The following is a 20,233-nucleotide window of genomic DNA, read 5'->3' as shown; positions in this document are numbered from 1 at the left end:
GGTTTTTTGTTTTCTTGTTCTCTCTTCCATTTCTACAAGGAGTATTTCAATGGCACATCTCGTTCAAACCATGGCCTATGTCGGTGAGACCCCCTGGCATAACCTGGGTCAGCAACTGCCCGCCAAACAACCCATCGATGTCTGGGCCCGTGAAGCAGGCATGGACTGGACCATCCAAGAGACCCCTGTGCGCTACATGGCTACACAGGCGGGTGCTGGTTCCGGTTCCGGGTCCAGTGCTGCGTCTTCTGTCTCGGACCTCTATGGCGAACCCATGGAGTTCACCGATCAGAAGGTGCTTTATCGCAGTGATACCAAGGCACCCCTGTCAGTGGTCAGTGCCCGCTACCAGGTCGTGCAGCCCAAGCAGGTGTTGGAGTTCTATCGGGATCTGACGGAAGTCTCTGGTTATGAGCTGGAGACTGCCGGAGTCCTGAAGGCTGGGCGCAAGTTCTGGGCCCTGGCCCGCACTGGCAAGTCCTCAGCCCTCAAGGGCAACGATGTGGTCAATGGCTATCTGCTGTTGGCCACGTCCTGCGATGGGACCTTGGCTACCACGGCCACCCCCACCACCGTGCGTGTGGTCTGCAACAACACCCTCTCCATTGCCCTGTCCGGAACATCGAGCGCGATCAAGGTGCCCCACAGCACCAGCTTTGATGCGCAGGCGGTCAAGAAGCAGTTGGGCATTGCCGTCTCGCAATGGGATGGTTTCATGTACCGCATGAAGACCTTGTCTGAGCGCAGGGTCAAGAGCCATGAGTCCATGAACTACTTCCTCAAGGTGCTGTGCCAGACGGATGGGCATGCCGATGCGTCTGCAGGTCTCACCAATGAGCGCGCCCTCAAGAAGGTGCAGGCCATGTACGAGGGCCAGGGCCGGGGTGCGGAATTGGCTGCCGCCAAGGGCACGGCCTGGGGCCTCTTGTGCGCCATCACCGAGTTCGTGGACCACGAGCGCCGGGCGCGCAGTCAGGAATACCGCCTGGACAGTGCCTGGTTTGGTCAGGGCGCCACGCTCAAGCAGCGGGCTCTGGAGCAGGCCTTGCAGTTGGCGTCGTGATGGTGCCTGCCGTTCTGGCGGCACATCCTGTTTTTTGTCTCGCGCCTTATCCATTCACCTCCATCGCCCTTAACGGCATAGACCCCGGCTCCTTCAGTGGACCGGGGTCTTTGTTTTTCTGGGGGCGGTGCTGGTATTCGTTTTTTTCACATTCAAGGAGTCAGCATGGTTCAACCTGTTGTTTCACCGGTGGGTTCATCTCCCACCAAACCCCGCCCTGCCCTTCGGCTGGTCAAGACCCAAGACCTGGATCGCGATCAGTGGTTGCAGGTCCGCAAAGGAGGCATTGGCAGTTCGGATGCTGCGGCGGCGGTGGGGCTCAATCCCTACCAGTCGATGCTGGAGTTGTGGATGGAGAAGACCGGTCGTGCTCCCACTGTCCCGCCGGGTGATGGGGGTGCAGACGATCTGAGTCCGATGTACTGGGGTGCTCTTCTAGAGCCCATTGTGGCGGCGCACTACACCCGCCGTACGGGCAAACGGGTGCGGCGTATCAATGCGGTGCTGCAGCATCCCGAGCACCCATGGATGCTTGCCAATATCGACCGGGAGGTCCTTGGGGCACCCGATGTCCAGTTGCTTGAGTGCAAGACCGCAGGCATTCAAGGGGCCTGGCTTTGGCGGGATGGGGTGCCGGAGTATGTGCAGTTGCAGGTGCAGCACCAGTTGGCCGTGACGGGCAAACAGGCTGCGGACGTGGCGGTGTTGCTCGGGGGCCAGGAGCTGCAGATCTTTCGCATCGAGCGGGATGAGGAGCTGATTGCTCAGCTCATCACCCTGGAGCGGGAGTTCTGGGGTTATGTGGAGCGGGGCCAGGCGCCTCCGGCCGATGGGTCGGATTCGGCAGACCGGGCTTTGCGGGCGCTGTATCCCCGGGACACCGGCTTTACCTTGAATCTCAAACATGACCTGGTGATGGGGGCGGTGTTTTCTGACCTGCTGGCGGTGCGGGAGGTGCTGGCGACCAACACGGCCCTGGAAGCGCAGCTCAAGCAGACGATTCAGCAGCGTATGGGGGATTCGAGCCGGGCGGTGTTTGAGAACGGTGAGGTGAGTTTCAAACGCAGCCGGGATGGGACGCAGCTCGATACGGCGCGGCTTGCCAAGGAGCAGCCGGAGATCGTGAAGGCTTACACGGTACCGAAGCCGGGGAGTCGGAGGTTTTTGGTGCAGACCTGAAGGTGGGCCGGGGATATCGGAGTCCAGGTTCATTCAATTCATTTTCATAAACGCATCCCCTGACGGGCTTCATCGGTGACGGTGAGGCCCGTTGTGCTTTAGGGGGTGTTTTCACAATCAACAAGGAGATTCACATGCTCAAAGGTTTGGCTTTGACACCGCCCGTGATCGGGCGCATTGCGATTGGGCGGGTGGTGGAGAAGGCGGGACGCCGTCTTCCGGAGAAGGACGATGAGTTCACCCTGACCAGCCAGGTCCAGAACAAGGAGGGGTGGGTGCCACATCCGGTGGATGCCCAGTTGCGCAAGGAGCCGGGGGCCAAGCTGCGCAGCATTCCGGTGCGGCTGCTGTTTGACAATCCGGACCTGAGCCTCAGGGCGAACTACACAATGTTTGATCGGGCCACGGGACGACCTCTGTGTGTTGGAGATGGAGAAAGCTGCAAGCGGGTGACCCTGTCAGGGATGCAGTCCCTGCCCTGTCCTTCGCCCGCGGTGTGTGCGCTCGCGCAGGACGGGAACTGCAAGCCGTATGGGCGACTGCATGTGCGGGTAGAGGCTGAGGGGAGTACCGAAGCGGGTATGGAGGGTATGACTGGCGACGAGTTGGGCAGCTTTGTGTTCCGAACCACGGGGTTCAACAGCATCCGGACACTGTCGACCCGGCTGCGGTATCTGTTTGCGGTGTCGGGTGGGTTGCTGGCCGGGTTGCCCTTGGAGCTTCGGCTGCGGGGCAAGTCCACGACGCTGTCGCATCGCACGCCGATCTACTACGTGGATCTGACGCTGAGAGCGGGAAGCAACCTGGCCCAGGTCGTCGCTTTGGCACGGCAGGAGCGGGAGCAGCAGGCGGCGTTGGGGCTGGATCAGGCAGCACTGGATGAAGCGGCACGGCAGGGTTTGGCGCTGGGGGAGTTCGAGGAGTCGGAAGAGGAAGGGGTGGAGGTCGTCGAGGAGTTCTATCCAGATTCCGATACGGATGGAGATAGTGGAGCAGCGCAAGCACCTGCGCCGATCTCGCTGCGGGGCAAGCTGCATCGCAAGCAGGAAGCACTCGGAATGCGCGCCAATGCAACGGGTGATCCAGGGGCTTCCCATGCGGTTGCCTGAGGGGCTCGTTCGGCGCTATGCGGTGGGGTTGGTGATGGAGACTGTGCCTTGCTATCGCAGTGGGCTGGATTCAGCACCAGGCGCCAAGGTGCTGCCGGGGATTCTGGTGAGGCATAGAGCACCACCGCATCGCACGGGGGCGGTGGTACTGCAGCAGGCAGTGGCCCTGCTCACCGGCCAGCGGGTGGCAGTACCTACTGCGACCAGTGCGGCCGGGGTGTTGCGCCATGCGCAGCGGCTTCTGCCGGGGCTTCATGCTCAACTGGTTTGGGAGCAGGGACCATCGGACTTGTTAGCGCTGTGTCACGACGCGGTTCACCGGGGTGGCCTGGTGCTGCTGCTGTGGCAGTCGATTGCCAGGGAGGTGCGGGGAGCTCCTCGCCCGCCTTCCCCGCCGCCTCAATGGATGCTAGTGGTCGGGGTGGAGGGGCCTTGGAGACCGGTGGGGGAAGGATCAGGCAACGCAGTGTGCACTGAGGCTTCTGGCCTCTTGGTCTTGGACACCCGGGTGCATCCTGGATGGGGACTGGGGCACAACCAGCGTCTGGTTCCTGGTGCCTATCCACACCATGAGGCGGCTGTGCGGGTTGCGGAGTTTAGGGCTGTTTGGTCGGCGCGTACATTGGAGGGCAACCTGGACTGCGGGATGGTCCTCTCAGCGATCGCACTGTCTCCCGGCAAAGGCCAGAGCCCCCAGTGATCTGGCGGGAGCTCAGACAGTGCATCCGCACTGGCTGGCTCCCATTCCGTACCGATCAGGCAATCACAAAGGGCGTGCGGTCCTTGCCTGCAATCCACTGGGGCGGCTTACCTCGGCCGGACCAGGTGGCACCGGTGTCGGGGTCCCGGTACTTGGCAGCGACCTTCTTGGGCTGGGGCTTCCAGGGGAAGACCTGTTGGGCCGTGAAGCCGAATTCCTGAACGAGTTGCAGGACGGTTTGGAGGGCCTGTTCGGACTCGGCCTTCTTGGCGTTGGCGATTTGTTCGTCGAGGAGTTTTTTCTGGGCGAGGAGTTCGGCGTAGCTGGGCATGGGGGTGCGTTGGGAGTGAGTGCTGGGGTGTTGTGATTGGGTCCAAGGAGGACCTTTTAGACACAGGAAGCACTCTACGCGAACCGGAGCCCAGGAATGCTCAGTTGGCAGTTGCAACGGGGGGAGTCGTGGCGTCTTGGGTGTCGCCCTGGCGCCATACCTGCAGGTTGGCGTATTCCCGGCCGCAACCGGTGCAACGCAGGGCTTCGGTGTAGCGCATGACTCCGGCGTCATCGCGTGCGAGCACGCGGTGGTAGCTGGTGGCCCGGCAGTAGCCGCAGCAGTTCCTGGCGGTGGACGGGTTCATCGAGATGGAGGCGCTCAGGTTCTTCACTCAGGGGATCTGTTCTTGGTGGGGGTCTTCGTTGCGTGCGCTTGGGATCGTACCAAGGCAACGGAGTTTGTGCAGGTCCACGGGGGAAGCTGGTCACGGGCAGGGATGTTCTCGCTCCATATGGAACATCTCACACGGTAGCGGCTGAGCTGCGGCAAAGATCTCGCAGCCACTTCCCCATCCCTGCCCGTTCAGCAATCGGTCAACCGATGGTCTTTGGTTGGCGTTCAATTGATGCATTTGCATCACATATCATTTACTAACAGAGAGGGAGTTTTATGCAGTCCATGAGAAGAAGGGTGCGGCTTGCGCCAAGCCTGGTGGTTGTTTCGTTAGCGGTGTTGGGCCTGGCTGGGTCGCTGGCCGGTTGCCAGCGCAAGGAGGCCGAGGTGCAAGCGCCTGAGTTGCCGGTGCAAACGGTCTCGGGCTTTCTGGAGATCGCTGGGGTACTGGATCGCCGTGGTGAACAGGGGGCTGTGTTCGAGGTGAGCCCGGAGACGGGGGATCTGGTGGCGTTTGTGTTCGATCCAAAGAGTGCTCTGGGCCAGCGGCTTTTGTCGCAGTGTGTGCAGAACATGCCGTGTCTGGTCGAGGGGGTGCGGGCCAGGCCGCTGGACAGTCAGGCACCGGCCACCAAGGTCTTGGGTGAGTTGGGGTTCAGTGTTTCGCCGTCGGCTTGGCTGGGGATGATTGACGCGGGAGATGCCCGCGTGGAGTCTGCGCTGGAGGAGCCTGAGATGCAGGTCAAGACCCGGTTTGGGGTTGTGGCTGTGCAGGAGGGAGATTCTTCGGTTGTTTTAAACGGGCAAACCGTTCTATCGCCTCAGGAGGAATCCGTGCGCATCGTGCGCAATGCGCCGGTAGGTGCAGAGGATGTGCTGTTGCTGCAAAGTGGATCGGGGACTGCCTGCCCTGCCCTCTTCCAGGTGCTGGCGGTGTCGGCGCAGGGGGTGCAGGTGTCGCCGAAGTTTGGGTCTTGCTCGGATCGGGTGTTTGCGGTGGTCGAGGACAAGCCCAATATGGCTCCCAAGCTGTCCATTCGGATGCTGGGGTTTGCGGGGCCGTTCGAACCCGAGGAAGAGCAGCGCAAGGCGGCTCAGAAGCTGGTGGAGTTTGTGTACCAGCAGGGGTCGCTCACGCGGGACGGTAAGCCGGTGACTTCGCAATGAAGGTGCGTGTACCTCTGCGTTCGACTGCAGTCTCAAGTCTTGACAGGGGGTTTTCTGGGGGTTTTGCGGGCGGGCTTGAGCGCCTGCTCTGGGGGTTTGAGCAGGGTCCAGGGCTCTACCCCCAGGGCCTGTGCCAGGCGCTCGATATTGGCCAGGGCGATGTTCCAGCGGCAGCGCTCTACGGCAGAGACGTAGGTGCGGTCGAGTTCGCACTCGTGGGCCAGGCGCTCTTGGGACCAGCCTTTTTCTACACGCAGTAGCCGAATCCAGTACGCGAGGATTTCGCGCACGTTGCCCGGGTCGGGCAGATGGGTCGGGGGCGTGGGTTTGGCAGACACCGCAGGAGGATGCGGTTTTGCCTTCTTTGCATCTACGGAGTTTGCATCACTATTTGTGCGCTCCGTGGGAATTTTGAGTGGTTAGTGCTTCAACTTTAGGAGGAATTGCCATGAAGCGGTTTGCTTGGGGTCGTTGGGTGGTGGTGGGGTATTTCTTGTTCGGGCTGCTGTATGCGATCTATGCCAACAACTGGGGGGATGAGCCCTACCGAAGTTTTGCGTACCACCTGGGCCAGGGGTTGGTGTGGCCTGTGATGGTGTTGCCAGGACTGGGCAAGTTCATTGGGGGCTTGCTGATCGTTGCCATGGTGGCGTTTGTGATGGCCAGTTAAGGCTGGACAGGAGAAAGCACCATGGCGTTTTTGGCACAGGTGATTTTGGTGTGTTTGATGGTCTACCTGTTCTTTGCCTCGCTGGGCTTCTGGTTCGGGCTGGGAGTGATCGTGCTCTGGCTGCTGATTGGGATGGCCAACAGTGGAAAGCGGTGAGGGGCTTTGAGTTGGGAACAGAACGATGAGCGCGCCTGGAGGGCTGGGCGTGCGTTTTTTTACACAAGGAGGGGTTATGCGATTCGGAATGACGGGGGCGCAGCTAGTGGGTCTGCAAAGCTGGATCCGTGGGTCCAGGGGTGTGATCACAGCACTCACGTTGGGTGCCGTGCTGGCTTTGGTGGGGTGTTCTGGCTCCAAGACGGAACGAATGATGGTCAAGGGCTGCACTGATGGGGGCAGCAGCAAGAAGACCTGTCAGTGCGCGGTGGACAAGATGGGCGAGCGCTACGACCTCAAGAACCTGGATGAGTTTGCGGAGAGCCGGGGCGGGATTCCGCTGCAGACCCTGCAGGCAGATTTTGCGAAGGCTTTGATCGAGTGTGTTGAGAAACACGGGCGCTGATCTGGCGCGGAAAGGAGATATGCAATGAAGACAACAAAAAATAAGCAGGTTCAAGATGTTGGAACGAATGCAATTCCTAGGCACCTCCAGGGAGTTACCTGCCCTGCCCTATTGTTAGCTGGCAGCCTTTTGTGTGCGTTGCTGGTGCAAGGCGCATGGGCGCAGTCACCACAGCCGGAGACTTCGGCTTGCGTGCGGCCGCTGAGCAAGGAGGTGAAGAACCGTACGGTGTTTGTAGGCACGCGGGTATTTGAGACTGCTGTGCCGTACGAGGACACCAAGCCCAAGATGATCCTGATGAAGGGCTTTACCTTGCGGGTGGTGGGGCGGTTTCAGGAGTGGGTGCAGTTGAAGGGAGTCCATGACGCCGAGTTTGGTCCGAACTCCACCCTCGGGTGGGTTCACGAGTCAGAGCTCGTCAAGGTAAACATGGAGTTGTGCAGGCTGGGGTGAGGCCTGGCGAATGTGGCGTTGGCCACTACTTGTTGAAGGGGACTAGGCTGTGGCCTGGTCCCTTTTTTATTGTGGCTTCTTTTTTTGGTCTGAGCAGATGTGAACGCAGCTCGGGGGGTGGCGCTGATGGTCGTCCCACACAAGATAAGAAGCGAGGGCTTCCAGTGGGAGGTGATTTCTTTGGATGGGATGAAGCGAACGAATGCAGCTGAAAAATGGTCAATACGGCTGCTTCAGGCTGGTTGCCGTCGCTCAGTCTGACAATGTCGTTGGCCGCTTTCTTCGAAAGCAGACCTTCCACTTCTCGTCGAGTCAGCTATTTCCGTCTTTGAACCCCTTGCCTTGTCCAGTTCTGGGGATTACCAGACTCCGATGTCGTGCTCAAATCCCTCACCTATGAAGCGTGACCCTTTGCATCTTCCCGCCTTGCGCGGTGGCTTTCTCGCCCTGCTGGCGGCGGTACTCTTCGGCATCAGCACGCCCGCGGTACAGAGGCTGGGCGCAGGGCTCGGGGCCTTCACGACCGCAGCGCTGCTGTACTTAGGAGCGGCCCTGATCGGGGCACTGTCGCTGCGGACTGCTGCGCATGAAGCGCGAGTGCAGAGGTCCGACATTCCGCGCCTTCTGGCGATGGCTGGCTTTGGCGCCGCGCTGGGGCCGGTGGCCCTGGCCTGGGGCCTGCAGCACACGAGCGGAGCCAGCGCGTCGCTCATGCTCACTCTGGAAGCGCTGTTCACCGCCACGCTGGCATGGTGGCTGTACAGCGAAACCATGGACCGCCGCGTGTGGGCCGCCATGCTGTTGCTGCTCGCAGGAGGAATGGCGCTCGTTCTGGACCAAGGCCTGCAAGGAGGCGTGCAGTTGCTGGGGCTGCTTGCCGTGCTGCTGGCCACGGTCGCCTGGGGGGTGGACAACACCTTGTCCCGTGGGCTGGCTGAGCGCGACCCCAGCCAGGTGGTGATGGCCAAGGCCACCCTGGGGGCCGCAGCGACGGCTGCATTGGCTGTTTCGACTGGGGAGCCTTTGCCTTCCCTGTCCGCAGCACTGGGACTTCTCGCCGTTGGAGCCACTGGTTACGGCCTGAGTCTGCGCTGTTACCTCCTGGCCCAGCGGGCATTTGGTGCGGCGCGGACGGGCTCGGTGTTCGCCTTCGCGCCCTTCATTGGTGCTGCCGTGGCCTTCGGTTTCGGGGAACGCTCTGCGGGGTGGTTTATGCTCTTGGGTGGAGTGTTCATGTTGGCGGGAGTAATGCTCCATCTGGCGGAAAGCCATGGACACGAGCACACGCACGAAGTGCTGGAGCATGAGCATGCTCACCGGCACGACGATGGGCACCATGCACATGTGCACGTAGTAATGCCAACTGGCAGCCACAGCCACAAGCACACCCATGAGCCTGTGACCCACGCCCATCCCCATGCTCCTGACGTGCACCATCAGCACGTTCACTGAACCCGCTAGATCTAACCAACAGCGCGGACCGCGTGAGCGCGCGTGCCGCGCAGCAGCCTCAGCCCATTGCCAACCACCAGGAGGCTGGCCCCCATGTCCGCAAAAACCGCCATCCACATCGACGCGTTCCCAAAGACCGCAAGCACCAAGAACACCGTCTTGATACCCAGCGCCAGCACGATGTTCTGAAGAAGGATGCCCCGCGTGCGCCTGGAGAGCTGGATGACTTCGGGGATGCGGCGCAGATCGTCATTCATGATGACGATGTCCGCAGCCTCCATGGCCGTGTCGGTTCCTGCTGCACCCATGGCAAGGCCGATGTCGGCGCGTGCCAGCGCAGGTGCGTCATTGATGCCATCCCCCGTCATCGCCGTGGCACCGTACTGGGCCTGCATCTGCTCAATGGCCGACAGCTTGTCTTCTGGCAGCAGGTTTCCATGCGCCTGGTCGATGCCCGCCTGTTTGGCGATGGTCTCTGCCGTGGCTTGGTTGTCTCCGGTCAGCATGACCGAGGCGATTCCCAGCGCGTATAGCTGGGCGATGGCCTCCCGTGAGCTGTCCTTGATGGTGTCGGCCACCGCAAAGATGGCAAGAACCTCCGATTGACTGGCCAGAAGGGTCACCGTGCGGCCCTGCGATTCCTGTGCCTGTAGCAGCGCCTCAATGGCGGGGCTGCAAAGACCCCGTTCCTCGATGAGCCGGTGATTCCCGAGAATCAGGGGTTGGCCATCAAGCTGGGCTTCCACACCACGTCCGGCAAGGGCCGTGAAGCCTGCCACGATGCCCTGGCCAGCAGACAGTCCTTGCGCGATGGCCTTGGACACGGGGTGGTCAGAGTGACCGGCCAGGTCCGCCGCCCAGCCCAGAATCTGGGTTTCGGGATACGTTCTGGCCAGCACGTGCTGGGCCACCAGTTTGGGTTTTCCTTCCGTGATCGTGCCGGTCTTGTCGAGCGCAATGGCCTTGAGTTTGTGCGCGTCTTCCAGGTAAACCCCGCCCTTGATGAGGATGCCACGCCGGGCCGCAGAAGCCAGACCACTGACCACCGTCACCGGCGTTGCGATCACCAGCGCACAGGGGCAGGCGATGACCAGCAGTACCAGAGCCTTGTAGACGGCATCCACCCACGTCAGGTCCATAAAGACCGGAGTGAGCGTCGCCACAAGAACGGCCATGATGAACACAGCCGGGGTGTAAATGGCAGCAAACCGGTCCACGAACTGCTGTGTGGGGGCGCGTGAGCCCTGCGCCTGTTCCACCGAGTGAATGATGCGGGCCAAGGTGGTGTTGCTGGCCTCTGCCGTGACCATCACCTCCAGGGTGCCTGTTTCGTTGATGGTGCCAGCAAACACGGGATCTCCAGGAACCTTGTCCACCGGAATGCTCTCTCCCGTGACCGGCGCCTGGTTGACTGCGCTGGTCCCAACGGCCACCGTGCCGTCCAGCGGCATGCGCTCGCCCGGCCTGACCCGGACGATGGCGTTGACGGGAACCTGTGCAGCGGCCACCGATTTCCAGCTGCCGTCAGGCTGGCGTACTTCGGCCGTCTCGGGCGTGAGATCCAACAGGCTCTTGATGGCATTGCGTGCACGGTCTACCGCGCGGCCTTCGATCAATTCAGCAATGGCATAGAGGGCCATCACCATGGCGGCTTCTGGCCATTGGCCAATGAGAAACGCGCCGGTCACGGCCACCGTCATCAGCGCATTGATGTTCAGCCGTCCCTGCAGCAAGGCGGCAAACCCCTTGCGGTAGGTGGAAAAGCCCGCCAGCCAGATGGCCGCCGCCGCCAGGGCCATGCCAATGCCCTTGAAGGCCAGCGTGTCTGGAGAGAAGAAGGCCACGGCTTCGGCGCAGACGGCCAGGCCCAGCGCCAACCCCATACGCCCGAGTTCGTCGGTGGTGGAGGCCCGCCCAGGGGCTTCGCCCGTTGCCGCAGCGGTTGCCACGGGCTGCGGGTCGAACCCTGCCTTGCGAATGGCCGCCAAGGCTTGAGGAATCACAGCATCAGGGGCGTCAATGGTCAGCGTGCGTGCGCCGAGCTGAAACCCCAGGCCGCGCACCCCGGCAATTGACTTCAGCGCGCGGCGGATCTCACTTTCTTCGGCTGCGCAGTCCATGGCCTCGATGCGGAACATGGCTCCCTGGGGGCCACGCCCATTTGCAAACGAAGGCGCTGCGGTTGCTAGCGAATGTGGGGTACAGCAAGTATCTGGAGAGGCCGCAACCGGGCTGGCGCAACAGGAATCAAGCTGAGTAGAGACGGGAGCGGCTGGAGCGCAGCATGGGTCCTGGGAGGTTGGTTTTTGTGCTTCGTCGCAGCAGGATTTCATAAATTTCTCTCCTTGATGCCTCGATTGGAAACCTTGGAGTCGCTACAGTGTCAAGACTTCCCAATATCCAGCTCTCAACATGCAGATCAAGGAACTGGCCGCCGCAACAGGCGTTGATGCCGAAACGATCCGTTTTTACGAAAAGGAAGGCCTCTTGCCTCTACCCGCGCGGCTGGCCAATGGCTATCGCAACTACGCTCCGGCCCACCTGGAGCGGTTGTCGTTTGTGCGGCACTGCAGGGCGCTGGACATCCCGCTGGCTGACATAAAGAGCTTATTGGGTGCATTGGATGCCCCGCAAGAGGCGTGCGCAGACGTCAACCATTTGATCGATGACCAGCTAAGTCGGCTGCGCGCTCGCATCATCAGCATGATGGCGTTGGAAAAGCAACTGCTGCAGCTGCGCTCAGCATGCAGTGGAGAGCATGCGCATCAGAGCTGTGGAATTCTTAACGAGCTTGTCGCGGCAGCCCATGGTGAGGCCTGTCTGTGCCATGGAGAAAAAAGTGGTTGACCTTGCCACTGTGGCAAGTCCGAGACTGCACTCCTCTCAACTCTTTGCCACGAGAAGTAAATGCATGAATTCCAGCTTCCCGACATGACCTGCGGGCACTGCGCAGGGATGGTGAACCAGACACTGCAGATGGTGGATCCTGGCTGCAAGGTGCAGGTGGACATGTCCAAGCGCTTGGTTACGGTGCAGAGTGCTGAAGACCGTCTGACGCTTGCGGAAGCGCTCACCGAGGCGGGCTACCCGCCCTCTTGACTACGCGTCCGTACCGCAAAAGATCTGCTCCGGCACACGTTCATCGCGGTGGGTATTGAAACCGCCTTGGAGCCGCCGACCATCGCCTTGACGCAGCGATGGTCGGCCTGAGGTCTTTGGGCGGTTGCTACTTTTTTGCCACCTCTCTGTCTCGGAACTACTTGGGCGTGGAGCCCGGAGTGGCTTCCTTGTGCGGCATGGCTTCCCGCGCATTGGCCTTTTCCTGACCACGGGCTTCGGCCTTGCTGGTGTCGGCGATGCCAGAGCCTTCACCCCGCGCCGTACTGCCATCCTTGGTCCGCTTCACACCGGTCGCAGGACGGGCCTTTTTGTGTTCCTCGCCATGCGCTTGCGCCTTGGAGTTGGTGTAGGGCGTGGCCTCTTGGGTGTCGCCAGCAGCGAATGCGGACGATGCGGCGGTCATGGCCAGGGCGATAAGGAGAGTTTTCATGATTTTTCCTTGGTAGGTTGACGTGCGAACAGAAGAGCGCCCCCTTTCTTGAGGGCGCGGCGAGGCACTCCTTGTGCTTACTTGGCAGGCTCGATGGCGGTGACGACCATCTTTCCGCCCTCGTTGATCACCATGAAACGGATCTTGTCGCCGACCTGCGTCTTGTCGAGCAGGGCCTTGTCCTTGGCAGCAAACACCATGGTCATCCCCGGCATCTCCAAGTGCTTGATGTCGCCATGCTTGATGGTGATCTTGCCGGCGTCCTTGTCGATCTTGCGCACCTCTCCATCGGTCATGGAGGCTGCGGTCGTGGATGCGGCTTTTCCGGCGTCTCCAGCGGCCTGCGCCACGGCCGACAGCGGCATGAGAGTGACCAGCGACAACATAGCGCCGATCAATAAAGTGTTTGCGTTTTTCATACGAGCTCCTTGTTCAATTGCGTGCAGGGATTCCCCGATTACTTCTTGACCACCGTGACCTGGCCCTTCATGCCTGCGTCGTAGTGGCCTGGGTACAGGCAGGCGAACTTCACTTCGCCAGCCTTGGTGAACTGCCAGATGATTTCGCCTTGCTTGCCGGGGGCCAGCGACACCTTGCTGGGCTCGTCATGCTCCATGTCCGGGAACTTCTTCATCGTCTCGTAGTGCTCCTTGAGTTCGGCATCGGTGCCCAGGCTGAACTCATGCTTGACCTGGCCACTGTTCTTGATCACGAACTTGACCGTTTCGCCCTGCTTGACGGAGATCGCGGCGGGCGTGAAGCGCATGGTGTCAGCCATGTCCACGTTGATTGTGCGACTGACTTTGGAGGCTTTGCCTGGTTCGCCGATGGCTGACTCCTCGCTTCCATGGCCGTGACCGCCGCTGTGGGTACCGCCCGCAAAGCTGTTGAAGGACAGGGCCACCAGGGCGGAGGCGGCGATCAGGGAAAGAGTGCGTTTCATAGTTACCTTGGGTTGTGGATGAGGAAAGGAGGCGATCAGTGGCCGCTGTGCGAAGACGGCTTTTTGACCTTGACGACAGTGTCCGAACTGGACTTCTCTTTGCGGGGCATGGATTGGCCGCCCTCGGCCTTGAAGCGGGCAGGCTCCGCCATCGGGCCGGTGTACTCGTACGCCACCGTGCCCTCTGGGTTCTTGTACCAACCCGGATTTTTGTAGTCGCCCGGTTTCTGGTCGCGGCGTACTTTGACGACGCTGAACATCCCGCCCATTTCGACCGACCCGAACGGGCCTTCCCCGGTCATCATGGGAATGGTGTTGTCCGGGATGGGCATCTCCATCTCGGTCATGTCCGCCATGCCCCGTTCGCCCATGACCATGTAGTCGGGGATCAGGTTGTTGATCTTCTTGGCCACGCCCCGGTGGTCTACGCCAATCATGGTGGGAATGTCGTGACCCATTGCATTCATGGTGTGGTGGCTCTTGTGGCAGTGGAATGCCCAGTCACCTTCTTCGTCCGCGAGGAACTCGATCTGGCGCATCTGGCCCACGGCCACGTCGGTGGTCACTTCATAGAGACGGGTGCTCTTGGGTGTAGGACCACCATCCGTGCCCGTCACCAAAAACTCGTGACCGTGCAAGTGCATGGGGTGGTTGGTCATGGTGAGATTGCCGATGCGAATACGCACCTTGTCATTGAGCCGGACGTTCAAGGAGTCGATGCCAGGAAAGATGCGGCTGTTCCAAGTCCATAAATTGAAATTCAGCATTTCCGCGACCTTCGGCGTAGCGGCCCCGGGCTCAATGTCGTAGGCACTGAGCAGGAAGCAAAAGTCTCGATTCACTTCATCAATCAGCGGATGCTTGGTCTTTGGATGCGTGATCCAAAAGCCCATCATGCCCATGGCCATCTGGGTCATCTCATCGGCGTGCGGGTGGTACATGAAGGTACCTGGACGGCGCGCCACGAATTCGTAGACGAAGGTCTTGCCCGACTGGATTGCGGGCTGGTTCAATCCCGCCACACCGTCCATGCCATTGGGCAAACGCTGTCCATGCCAGTGGATGCTGGTGTGCTCGGGCAGCTTGTTGGTCACAAAAATGCGAACGCGGTCGCCTTCCACCACTTCGATGGTGGGACCAGGACTCTGGCCGTTGTATCCCCAAAGGTGGGCCTTGAAGCCAGGGGCCATTTCGCGCACGACGGGTTCTGCCACCAGGTGGAACTCCTTGACCCCCTGGTTCATGCGCCAGGGCAGCGTCCAGCCGTTGAGCGTGACCACCGGATTGTAGGGGCGCCCGGAGTTGGGCACCAGCGGCGCCATGGTGTCTGCGCTTGTCTGGTACACGGGTTCTGGCAGTGCGGCCATTGCCACGCGGCTCACACTCGCTGCGGCCACGGCCCCTCCGGCAATGCCAGCAAACCGGAAAAAATCTCTTCTTGAATTCATGTTGGTTTCCTTGAGGGGATCAGTGGCCTGCACCGGCTTCGGCAGCGGCTGCGCCACCGCCCGAGACGCCAGCGCTGGTGGGCTTGCCGATGAGAGAGGCCTGAAGGGCGGCGTCCGCCAGCCAGAACTGCTGTTCGGCGTTCAGGGCCGCCATCACCGAGTTCACCTGGTCGCGGGAGTCGGCAAGCAACTCGAAAACGCTGATCAGCATCCCGTTGTAGCGAAGCTGGTTTTCTTCGGAGATGGTTTTTCGCAGGGGAATCACCTCGTCGCGGTGGTGACGCGCGATGTCATATGCAGTGCGGTACGCGGAGTAGCTCTCCCTAAGGTTCGAACCCGCTGCGCGTGCGGTTGCTTCCAGGCGGTTGGCCGCAGCCAGGGTCTGCGCATTCATGGCGTCGCGCCGCATTCCACCCCAGTCGAAGATCGGCAGCTGCAGGCTGATCTCGAAGCCGCGCCGCGTGGAGTGGGTGTTCTCGGCGGCATCAAAGACAGAGTCGCGCCGCACGCCCAACTCGATGTCTGTGAAGGTCGTGATCCTGTTCCAGCCTTGCGCGCGTGCAGCTGCGTCGTAGTCAGCCTTCGCGATCTGCAGATCCAGCCGCCCCTTAGACGCTTGGCGGCCCGCGTCCGATGCAGACAGCGGCTCCTTGGGCAGTGTGGGCAGGCGCTCAGGCAACTTGAGCTGTTGGGCTTGGCTGTCGTCCAGACCCAGCAGCCGGACCAGTTCCTCACGGGCTGCCGTGACTTGGTGCTGGGCACTGGCCAGCTGGGTCGCTGTGTCGGCATAGAACGCTTGCTGGCGTGCACGGTCAAGCTTGTTGAAATTGCCCACCGCCTGCATGCGCTTGGCCAGTTCGGCACTGGCTTGGGCGCTGGCGACGACCTGTTGGGTGTAGGCCAGCGTTTGTTGCGCGGCAACGGCGCGTACCCATGCCTGACGTACCTGCGTGACTTGGTCCACTACCTCGCTGCTCAGGCGCAACTGGGTCTGCTTGATGCGCTGCTCGGCGATGCCTTTGCGCGTCGGCAAGGTCAGCAGGTCCAGCAGCCCGAAGGACAGGAGGCGGCCGATCTCCGTCTCGCTGCCCAGGCGAACGCGCTCCAGGCTCAGGATGGGGTTGGCGATGCGGCCGGACTGGGCTGCCGTGGAAGCGTCCGCCCAGTTTTGAGCCACGATGGCCTGCAGGGATGGGCTATTGACGAGTGCGAGTTGAACGGCATCCTTCTGACTGAGCGGCTTGGCCAGCAGATCCGAAGCGCGCTGGCGCAAGGCGTCCCGCTCGCTCTGGTCCCGGGCCAAGGTAAGCTGGCCGTCCGTGAAACCGCTTGCGGCTGTATTGGCGCTGGTGAGGTTCTGCTCCAGATTCACGCTGGCGCAACCAGACAAGACCGCCACTGCGGCCACGGCGATCACGAGTTTGGCGCGGGGCGTGTGCAAGGGGCGGTTCATTGTTTGCCCCCGTGGTGTGCGTCATGGCCCTGCGCGGGTTGGTCCTGGCCGGTTGTGGGTGCCGTCTGGCGAATTTCCTTGGCATAGGTGCGCCAGCCTCCGATCTCGCCCACCTTGTCATTGGCCGCTTTCCAGGGCTGGACGGATTGCTCTTTGTAGGCTTCGTAGCCCGAGAGGGCTGATCGGTACGAAAGCTGATAGTCCACCTTGGCGGATTCGCCCTCTGGCATCTGAGCCAGAGCCAGGGACGGCGCTATTAGCGCGGCGGCTAGCCAGGGGGTTGATATAGGTCGTGAAAGCCAGGAAATTTTCATAGGTTCACCATGCGTTCTTGATGCAACGCATTGTGTGATCCCAAGGCTTCCGCCGACATAACGGCTTCATTACATCTTTGTCATCTGGAAGAAAGCCAGCGATCTGAGGGCACACTTGCCGCCATTCGCAGACAGGGAGATCCCGTGAAGATATTGATCGTCGAGGATGAAATCAAAACCGGCGAATACTTGCGCCAAGGCTTGCGTGAGGCAGGGTTCAACGCCGATCTGGTTCACAACGGAGTCGATGGCCTGCATCTGGCCCAGGAAGGTGACTACGACCTGGTGATCCTGGATGTGATGCTTCCTGGGATGGATGGCTGGCAGGTGCTCACCAATCTGCGTCGCCGGGGCCTGGAGATGCCCGTACTGTTTCTCACGGCCAAGGATCAGGTGCAAGACCGGATCAAAGGGTTGGAACTGGGGGCGGACGACTACCTGGTCAAACCGTTTTCCTTTGCCGAGCTATTGGCGCGAGCGCGCACCATCCTCAGGCGTGGTCGCAATGGCACCGAGGTGACGGTCCTCCAGGTGGCCGATCTAGAACTAGACCTCTTGCGGCGGCGAGTCAGCAGATCTGGCAAACGCATCGACCTCACGGCCAAGGAGTTCGGACTCCTGGAGCTGCTGATGCGCCGCCAAGGGGAAGTTCTGCCGCGCTCTCTGATCGCGTCGCAGGTGTGGGATATGAATTTCGACAGCGATTCCAACGTGATCGAGGTGGCGATGCGCAGGCTTCGGGCCAAGATTGACGATGCCTATGACGCCAAGCTGATCCAGACGGTGCGAGGCATGGGGTATGTGCTTGAAGCGCCGCAGGAGCGTGCGTGAAAGCCCGGTACTCGCTCACGACACGGCTGACGGTCTTTTTTACTTTGGCTTCCGGGCTGGTGCTAATTGGACTGGGAACTCTCGTGGCGATTTCCATTGACCGGCATTTCGTGGAGCTTGACCGCGATGCACTGCGTGACAAGGTTCACCTGACGCGTGAGGTCATCGGCAAATCGAAGTCGCCGCAGGATCTGAAGACGCGGCTGGATGACGTTTTGCACAGCCATGAGGGCCTCTTCGTCACCGTGCTTCGCAATGGTCAATCGCTGTACTCGACGGAAGACTTTGAGTTTCCTGCGGACTTGAGCGTGCGGACCCAGCATTCCCGCTTGGGGGTCGCCTCGTGGCGAATCAAGGACCGTGAGTACCGGGGAATGTCCGAAGCCGTGACGCTGCCTGATTCCGCAGAGCCGCCGCTGCAGGTCTGGGTGGCCGTGGACATTGCTCACCACAAGCACTTCATGTACGAATTGATTTGGGTACTTGTGAGCTACGTGGCATTGGCAACGCTGGTGGCTGGGATCCTGGGCTGGTGGGCCGCAAAGAATGGCTTGGCCCCCCTTCGCGCCATGCGGTCCCGCGCCATGGCCATCACGGCACAGCGACTGGACGAGCGGATGCCAACCCAGGAGTTTCCGGTGGAGATGGCCGACCTGGCGACCACCCTCAACGAGATGCTCCGGCGCTTGAAGGAGGAGTTCGACCGCCTGTCCGAGTTTTCTTCGGACCTGGCTCACGAGCTGCGTACGCCGATCAACAATCTGATGACACAGACGCAGGTCACACTCAGCCAGGCTCGCTCCTCTGAGGAGTACCAGGACATACTGGCCTCCAACGCCGAGGAGTACCAGCGCCTGGCCCGCATGGTGGCTGACATGTTGTTCCTGGCCAAGGCTGACCACGGTCTCATTCTTCCCAGCACGGAAAGAATCGCGGTCCATGATGAAGCTCAGGCTTTGTTTGACTTCTACGAGGCCTTGGCAGAAGAGAAGCAAGTCCGACTGCAATTGATCGGGACGGCGGAGATCACAGGCGACCGGTTGATGTTGCGCCGGGCGCTCAGCAATCTCCTGTCCAACGCCATTCGCTACACCCCACCAGGCGAGCTGGTGGTCGTGGACATCCAGGGGGGCCTGCACGGAACCACCGTGGACGTCGTCAACACTGGACCTTCCATCGAGGCGCAGATGATCCCCCGCCTGTTCGACCGCTTCTTTAGGGCGGACAAGTCGCGCAAGCAGCTGGACTCGGACGGAGCGGGGTTGGGCTTGTCCATTACCCAGGCGATTGTTCACGCACACCGGGGACGGATTTCTGTGAGTTCGGCGGATGGCAGGACTTGTTTTTCGATGTATTTCCCCAGTGCACAGAGCATTGGCAAGCACCTCACGACAGATGCATGACCCTTTGGAAACTCTCATAGACTGCTGGAAGGCAGACCCGAGCAGCACCTACAACACCTGGTTCTTGTGGGATCAGCGGATCAAGAACTTCCGCTCCATTCGCCGAGGCATTGCGCAAGTGGTGGAGGACATCCGGGCCGGAACGTTTGGCAACGCCTACCGAGGCTCCTCGCTGGAGACAATCGTCGGGTCCGTGGCGGAGCAGCGCCAGATCTTCAAGGGTGCGGACCACGCTTTCCTCTGGAAACCCAAGCTGCGGATTCCGGATATCTACGAGAATGCGAGCAACCAGCTCGCCTTCGCAGATCTTCTTCACACTTGCGATCACTGCGACTGCGCAGAAGACGTGGTGGCCGCCATACAGCGCATTGATGCAATTGGCATCAAAGGCTTGGGCCCAGCAGTCGCCAACTTGCTGTATTTCATCCACCCAACGCTGGTCTCTCCCTTCAACACGGCCATCGTCAACGGGTTCAACGCGGTGACCGGGGGGCGCGTGAAGCTCGGGCGCTGGGAGCACTATCTCTCCATGCGGGAGGGCTTGCTGCGCCTGAACGCGCAGTACCGGCTGAAACTGTCGAATGATCTGGGCGCGATTGCAGGACTCATGTTTGACATTGGCAGTGGCCGATATGCAGCGCCGCCACAAGCAATGGATGCAGCGGCGACAGCTCTCTGGCAAGAAGACCTTGAACGTGTGCGCCAGGAATCCACCGCATTGCAACGGGAACTGTCCCAAGCGACCGAGAGTGATGCGACCCACACGGGTGTCCAGGCCTCGCTGCGCGACCTGGGCAAGGCGCTCGGATTTGAGGTCTGGATCGCGTCCAACGACCGGGGCCGCGCCTATGGCGGGGGGTTGCTGGGAGATGGATGCATGGCGCAGTTGCCCGCCAGCCTGGACCGAGGACTGGAGTCCGTGCGACTGATCGATGTTGTATGGGTTGATCCCCAGACCTCGCAATTCGCCGCCGCATTCGAAGTCGAACACACCACGTCCATCTATTCGGGCATCGTACGCATGCTCGATCTGGCCCTGGGCACGCCGGTTGCAGGCAACTGCGCCCTGTTTCTGGTGGCTCCAGACAATCGCAGAGACAAGGTCGCTGAGCAACTTCAAAGGCCTGCCTTCTCCAGGGTGTCGGAGCTGGGAATCCGGTACTTGCCTTACAGCCAGCTGGAGCAGAACCATGCCTCCATGAGCCGCTTTGGGTCCAGCATCAAGCCGTTGCTGGAGATTTCGCAGCGGCTGTGAGCCACGGCTATTTC

The 20,233-nt window shown here is 61.0% G+C and carries 24 protein-coding genes; 14 read left to right on the top strand and 10 right to left on the bottom strand.

Annotation, left to right across the window (positions count from 1 at the left end; genetic code table 11):
* The first annotated feature begins 49 nt into the window (after positions 1 to 49).
* From C8C99_RS07540 to C8C99_RS07530, 3 genes are all read left to right on the top strand, one after another.
* Complete coding sequence (locus C8C99_RS07540) at positions 50 to 1,063, top strand: DUF932 domain-containing protein (RefSeq protein ID WP_108625389.1); 1,014 nt, start codon at positions 50 to 52, stop codon at positions 1,061 to 1,063.
* A gap of 165 nt (positions 1,064 to 1,228) precedes the next feature.
* On the top strand, positions 1,229 to 2,242 hold the full coding sequence (locus C8C99_RS07535) for a YqaJ viral recombinase family protein (protein ID WP_056419666.1): 1,014 nt from the start codon (positions 1,229 to 1,231) through the stop codon (positions 2,240 to 2,242).
* Positions 2,243 to 2,376: 134 nt separating this feature from the next.
* Positions 2,377 to 3,351 (top strand): phage capsid protein, encoded by a 975-nt coding sequence (locus C8C99_RS07530; protein WP_199226353.1) that lies wholly within the window; start codon positions 2,377 to 2,379, stop codon positions 3,349 to 3,351.
* A 755-nt stretch (positions 3,352 to 4,106) separates the two neighbouring features.
* Here the strand turns inward: C8C99_RS07530 and C8C99_RS07525 are convergent.
* The gene (locus tag C8C99_RS07525) at positions 4,107 to 4,382 is read right to left on the bottom strand and encodes an H-NS family nucleoid-associated regulatory protein (protein WP_108625388.1); all 276 of its coding nucleotides are present in this window, start codon (positions 4,380 to 4,382) and stop codon (positions 4,107 to 4,109) included.
* A gap of 100 nt (positions 4,383 to 4,482) precedes the next feature.
* Positions 4,483 to 4,716 (bottom strand): hypothetical protein, encoded by a 234-nt coding sequence (locus C8C99_RS07520; protein ID WP_124511455.1) that lies wholly within the window; start codon positions 4,714 to 4,716, stop codon positions 4,483 to 4,485.
* A gap of 299 nt (positions 4,717 to 5,015) precedes the next feature.
* On the opposite strand from C8C99_RS07520, the gene C8C99_RS07515 reads away from it, so the two are divergent.
* Positions 5,016 to 5,885 (top strand): hypothetical protein, encoded by an 870-nt coding sequence (locus C8C99_RS07515; protein WP_108625386.1) that lies wholly within the window; start codon positions 5,016 to 5,018, stop codon positions 5,883 to 5,885.
* Between the two features lie 32 nt (positions 5,886 to 5,917).
* Here C8C99_RS07515 and C8C99_RS07510 read toward each other — a convergent pair whose 3' ends face one another.
* Complete coding sequence (locus C8C99_RS07510) at positions 5,918 to 6,223, bottom strand: helix-turn-helix domain-containing protein (RefSeq protein WP_108625385.1); 306 nt, start codon at positions 6,221 to 6,223, stop codon at positions 5,918 to 5,920.
* A 110-nt stretch (positions 6,224 to 6,333) separates the two neighbouring features.
* Between C8C99_RS07510 and C8C99_RS07505 the strand changes: the two genes are divergently transcribed.
* The 5 genes from C8C99_RS07505 (at position 6,334) to C8C99_RS07490 (ending at position 9,022) form a co-directional block, all read left to right on the top strand.
* Positions 6,334 to 6,555 carry a hypothetical protein gene (locus C8C99_RS07505; protein ID WP_100409567.1) on the top strand — a complete coding sequence of 74 codons (222 nt, stop codon included), beginning with the start codon at positions 6,334 to 6,336 and terminating at the stop codon, positions 6,553 to 6,555.
* Between the two features lie 21 nt (positions 6,556 to 6,576).
* Positions 6,577 to 6,711, top strand: coding sequence for a hypothetical protein (locus C8C99_RS24320; RefSeq protein WP_255409640.1), 135 nt, complete (start codon positions 6,577 to 6,579; stop codon positions 6,709 to 6,711).
* A 160-nt stretch (positions 6,712 to 6,871) separates the two neighbouring features.
* The gene (locus C8C99_RS07500; RefSeq protein WP_146186018.1) at positions 6,872 to 7,117 is read left to right on the top strand and encodes a hypothetical protein; all 246 of its coding nucleotides are present in this window, start codon (positions 6,872 to 6,874) and stop codon (positions 7,115 to 7,117) included.
* A 24-nt stretch (positions 7,118 to 7,141) separates the two neighbouring features.
* Positions 7,142 to 7,570: a hypothetical protein gene (locus tag C8C99_RS23815; protein WP_124511450.1), complete on the top strand. Its 429-nt coding sequence runs from the start codon at positions 7,142 to 7,144 to the stop codon at positions 7,568 to 7,570.
* 396 nt (positions 7,571 to 7,966) lie between these two features.
* Positions 7,967 to 9,022 (top strand): DMT family transporter, encoded by a 1,056-nt coding sequence (locus tag C8C99_RS07490; RefSeq protein ID WP_056637549.1) that lies wholly within the window; start codon positions 7,967 to 7,969, stop codon positions 9,020 to 9,022.
* An 11-nt stretch (positions 9,023 to 9,033) separates the two neighbouring features.
* On the opposite strand, the gene C8C99_RS07485 is transcribed toward C8C99_RS07490, so the two are convergent.
* Positions 9,034 to 11,355 (bottom strand): cation-translocating P-type ATPase, encoded by a 2,322-nt coding sequence (locus C8C99_RS07485; protein ID WP_233247171.1) that lies wholly within the window; start codon positions 11,353 to 11,355, stop codon positions 9,034 to 9,036.
* A 79-nt stretch (positions 11,356 to 11,434) separates the two neighbouring features.
* On the opposite strand from C8C99_RS07485, the gene C8C99_RS07480 reads away from it, so the two are divergent.
* Entirely contained in the window at positions 11,435 to 11,869 is a 435-nt protein-coding gene (locus C8C99_RS07480) for a Cd(II)/Pb(II)-responsive transcriptional regulator (RefSeq protein WP_108625382.1), read from the top strand.
* Positions 11,870 to 11,929: 60 nt separating this feature from the next.
* Complete coding sequence (locus tag C8C99_RS07475; protein WP_056637557.1) at positions 11,930 to 12,121, top strand: heavy-metal-associated domain-containing protein; 192 nt, start codon at positions 11,930 to 11,932, stop codon at positions 12,119 to 12,121.
* A 157-nt stretch (positions 12,122 to 12,278) separates the two neighbouring features.
* Here the strand turns inward: C8C99_RS07475 and C8C99_RS07470 are convergent, their stop codons facing one another.
* The 6 genes from C8C99_RS07470 to C8C99_RS07445 form a co-directional block, all read right to left on the bottom strand.
* Positions 12,279 to 12,572 carry a hypothetical protein gene (locus C8C99_RS07470; RefSeq protein WP_124515296.1) on the bottom strand — a complete coding sequence of 98 codons (294 nt, stop codon included), beginning with the start codon at positions 12,570 to 12,572 and terminating at the stop codon, positions 12,279 to 12,281.
* A 77-nt stretch (positions 12,573 to 12,649) separates the two neighbouring features.
* A complete protein-coding gene (locus C8C99_RS07465; RefSeq protein ID WP_108625381.1) occupies positions 12,650 to 12,991 on the bottom strand; it encodes a copper-binding protein in 342 nt (113 codons plus the stop codon).
* Positions 12,992 to 13,029: 38 nt separating this feature from the next.
* A complete protein-coding gene (locus C8C99_RS07460; protein ID WP_056419630.1) occupies positions 13,030 to 13,515 on the bottom strand; it encodes a plastocyanin/azurin family copper-binding protein in 486 nt (161 codons plus the stop codon).
* A gap of 35 nt (positions 13,516 to 13,550) precedes the next feature.
* Positions 13,551 to 14,963, bottom strand: coding sequence for a multicopper oxidase family protein (locus C8C99_RS07455; protein WP_015012917.1), 1,413 nt, complete (start codon positions 14,961 to 14,963; stop codon positions 13,551 to 13,553).
* Between the two features lie 19 nt (positions 14,964 to 14,982).
* A complete protein-coding gene (locus tag C8C99_RS07450) occupies positions 14,983 to 16,416 on the bottom strand; it encodes a TolC family protein (protein WP_108625380.1) in 1,434 nt (477 codons plus the stop codon).
* Positions 16,413 to 16,646 (bottom strand): hypothetical protein, encoded by a 234-nt coding sequence (locus C8C99_RS07445; RefSeq protein WP_233247170.1) that lies wholly within the window; start codon positions 16,644 to 16,646, stop codon positions 16,413 to 16,415. Before C8C99_RS07445 ends, C8C99_RS07450 begins: the two co-directional genes overlap by 4 nt.
* 228 nt (positions 16,647 to 16,874) lie before the next feature.
* Here C8C99_RS07445 and C8C99_RS07440 point away from each other — a divergent pair, with 228 nt between their 5' ends.
* The 3 genes from C8C99_RS07440 to C8C99_RS07430 are packed head-to-tail and all read left to right on the top strand — an operon-like array spanning position 16,875 to position 20,219.
* Entirely contained in the window at positions 16,875 to 17,561 is a 687-nt protein-coding gene (locus C8C99_RS07440) for a heavy metal response regulator transcription factor (RefSeq protein WP_015012920.1), read from the top strand.
* Positions 17,558 to 18,964 (top strand): heavy metal sensor histidine kinase, encoded by a 1,407-nt coding sequence (locus C8C99_RS07435; RefSeq protein WP_056419624.1) that lies wholly within the window; start codon positions 17,558 to 17,560, stop codon positions 18,962 to 18,964. The genes C8C99_RS07440 and C8C99_RS07435 overlap by 4 nt, the downstream gene beginning before the upstream one ends.
* Positions 18,957 to 20,219 carry a type II restriction endonuclease gene (locus C8C99_RS07430; protein ID WP_108625379.1) on the top strand — a complete coding sequence of 421 codons (1,263 nt, stop codon included), beginning with the start codon at positions 18,957 to 18,959 and terminating at the stop codon, positions 20,217 to 20,219. Before C8C99_RS07435 ends, C8C99_RS07430 begins: the two co-directional genes overlap by 8 nt.
* The last annotated feature ends 14 nt before the right edge of the window (positions 20,220 to 20,233 follow it).

This window comes from Acidovorax sp. 107 (assembly GCF_003058055.1).
In the GTDB taxonomy this organism is placed as follows: domain Bacteria; phylum Pseudomonadota; class Gammaproteobacteria; order Burkholderiales; family Burkholderiaceae_C; genus Acidovorax.
The sequence above is the reverse complement of the archived record's forward strand: the minus strand, read 5'-3'. Positions and strand labels throughout refer to the sequence as shown.

Bases quoted from the DNA above. Each gene is read 5' to 3' on its own strand.
- C8C99_RS07505 (WP_100409567.1), top strand. From the start codon at position 6,334: ATGAAGCGGTTTGCTTGGGGTCGTTGGGTGGTGGTGGGGTATTTCTTG.
- C8C99_RS07525 (WP_108625388.1), bottom strand. From the start codon at position 4,382: ATGCCCAGCTACGCCGAACTCCTCGCCCAGAAAAAACTCCTCGACGAA.
- C8C99_RS07460 (WP_056419630.1), bottom strand. From the start codon at position 13,515: ATGAAACGCACTCTTTCCCTGATCGCCGCCTCCGCCCTGGTGGCCCTG.
- C8C99_RS07465 (WP_108625381.1), bottom strand. From the start codon at position 12,991: ATGAAAAACGCAAACACTTTATTGATCGGCGCTATGTTGTCGCTGGTC.
- C8C99_RS07530 (WP_199226353.1), top strand. From the start codon at position 2,377: ATGCTCAAAGGTTTGGCTTTGACACCGCCCGTGATCGGGCGCATTGCG.
- C8C99_RS07535 (WP_056419666.1), top strand. From the start codon at position 1,229: ATGGTTCAACCTGTTGTTTCACCGGTGGGTTCATCTCCCACCAAACCC.
- C8C99_RS07455 (WP_015012917.1), bottom strand. From the start codon at position 14,963: ATGAATTCAAGAAGAGATTTTTTCCGGTTTGCTGGCATTGCCGGAGGG.
- C8C99_RS23815 (WP_124511450.1), top strand. From the start codon at position 7,142: ATGAAGACAACAAAAAATAAGCAGGTTCAAGATGTTGGAACGAATGCA.
- C8C99_RS07485 (WP_233247171.1), bottom strand. From the start codon at position 11,355: ATGAAATCCTGCTGCGACGAAGCACAAAAACCAACCTCCCAGGACCCA.
- C8C99_RS07470 (WP_124515296.1), bottom strand. From the start codon at position 12,572: ATGAAAACTCTCCTTATCGCCCTGGCCATGACCGCCGCATCGTCCGCA.
- C8C99_RS07475 (WP_056637557.1), top strand. From the start codon at position 11,930: ATGCATGAATTCCAGCTTCCCGACATGACCTGCGGGCACTGCGCAGGG.
- C8C99_RS07480 (WP_108625382.1), top strand. From the start codon at position 11,435: ATGCAGATCAAGGAACTGGCCGCCGCAACAGGCGTTGATGCCGAAACG.
- C8C99_RS24320 (WP_255409640.1), top strand. From the start codon at position 6,577: ATGGCGTTTTTGGCACAGGTGATTTTGGTGTGTTTGATGGTCTACCTG.
- C8C99_RS07540 (WP_108625389.1), top strand. From the start codon at position 50: ATGGCACATCTCGTTCAAACCATGGCCTATGTCGGTGAGACCCCCTGG.
- C8C99_RS07490 (WP_056637549.1), top strand. From the start codon at position 7,967: ATGAAGCGTGACCCTTTGCATCTTCCCGCCTTGCGCGGTGGCTTTCTC.
- C8C99_RS07445 (WP_233247170.1), bottom strand. From the start codon at position 16,646: ATGCCAGAGGGCGAATCCGCCAAGGTGGACTATCAGCTTTCGTACCGA.
- C8C99_RS07450 (WP_108625380.1), bottom strand. From the start codon at position 16,416: ATGAACCGCCCCTTGCACACGCCCCGCGCCAAACTCGTGATCGCCGTG.
- C8C99_RS07430 (WP_108625379.1), top strand. From the start codon at position 18,957: ATGCATGACCCTTTGGAAACTCTCATAGACTGCTGGAAGGCAGACCCG.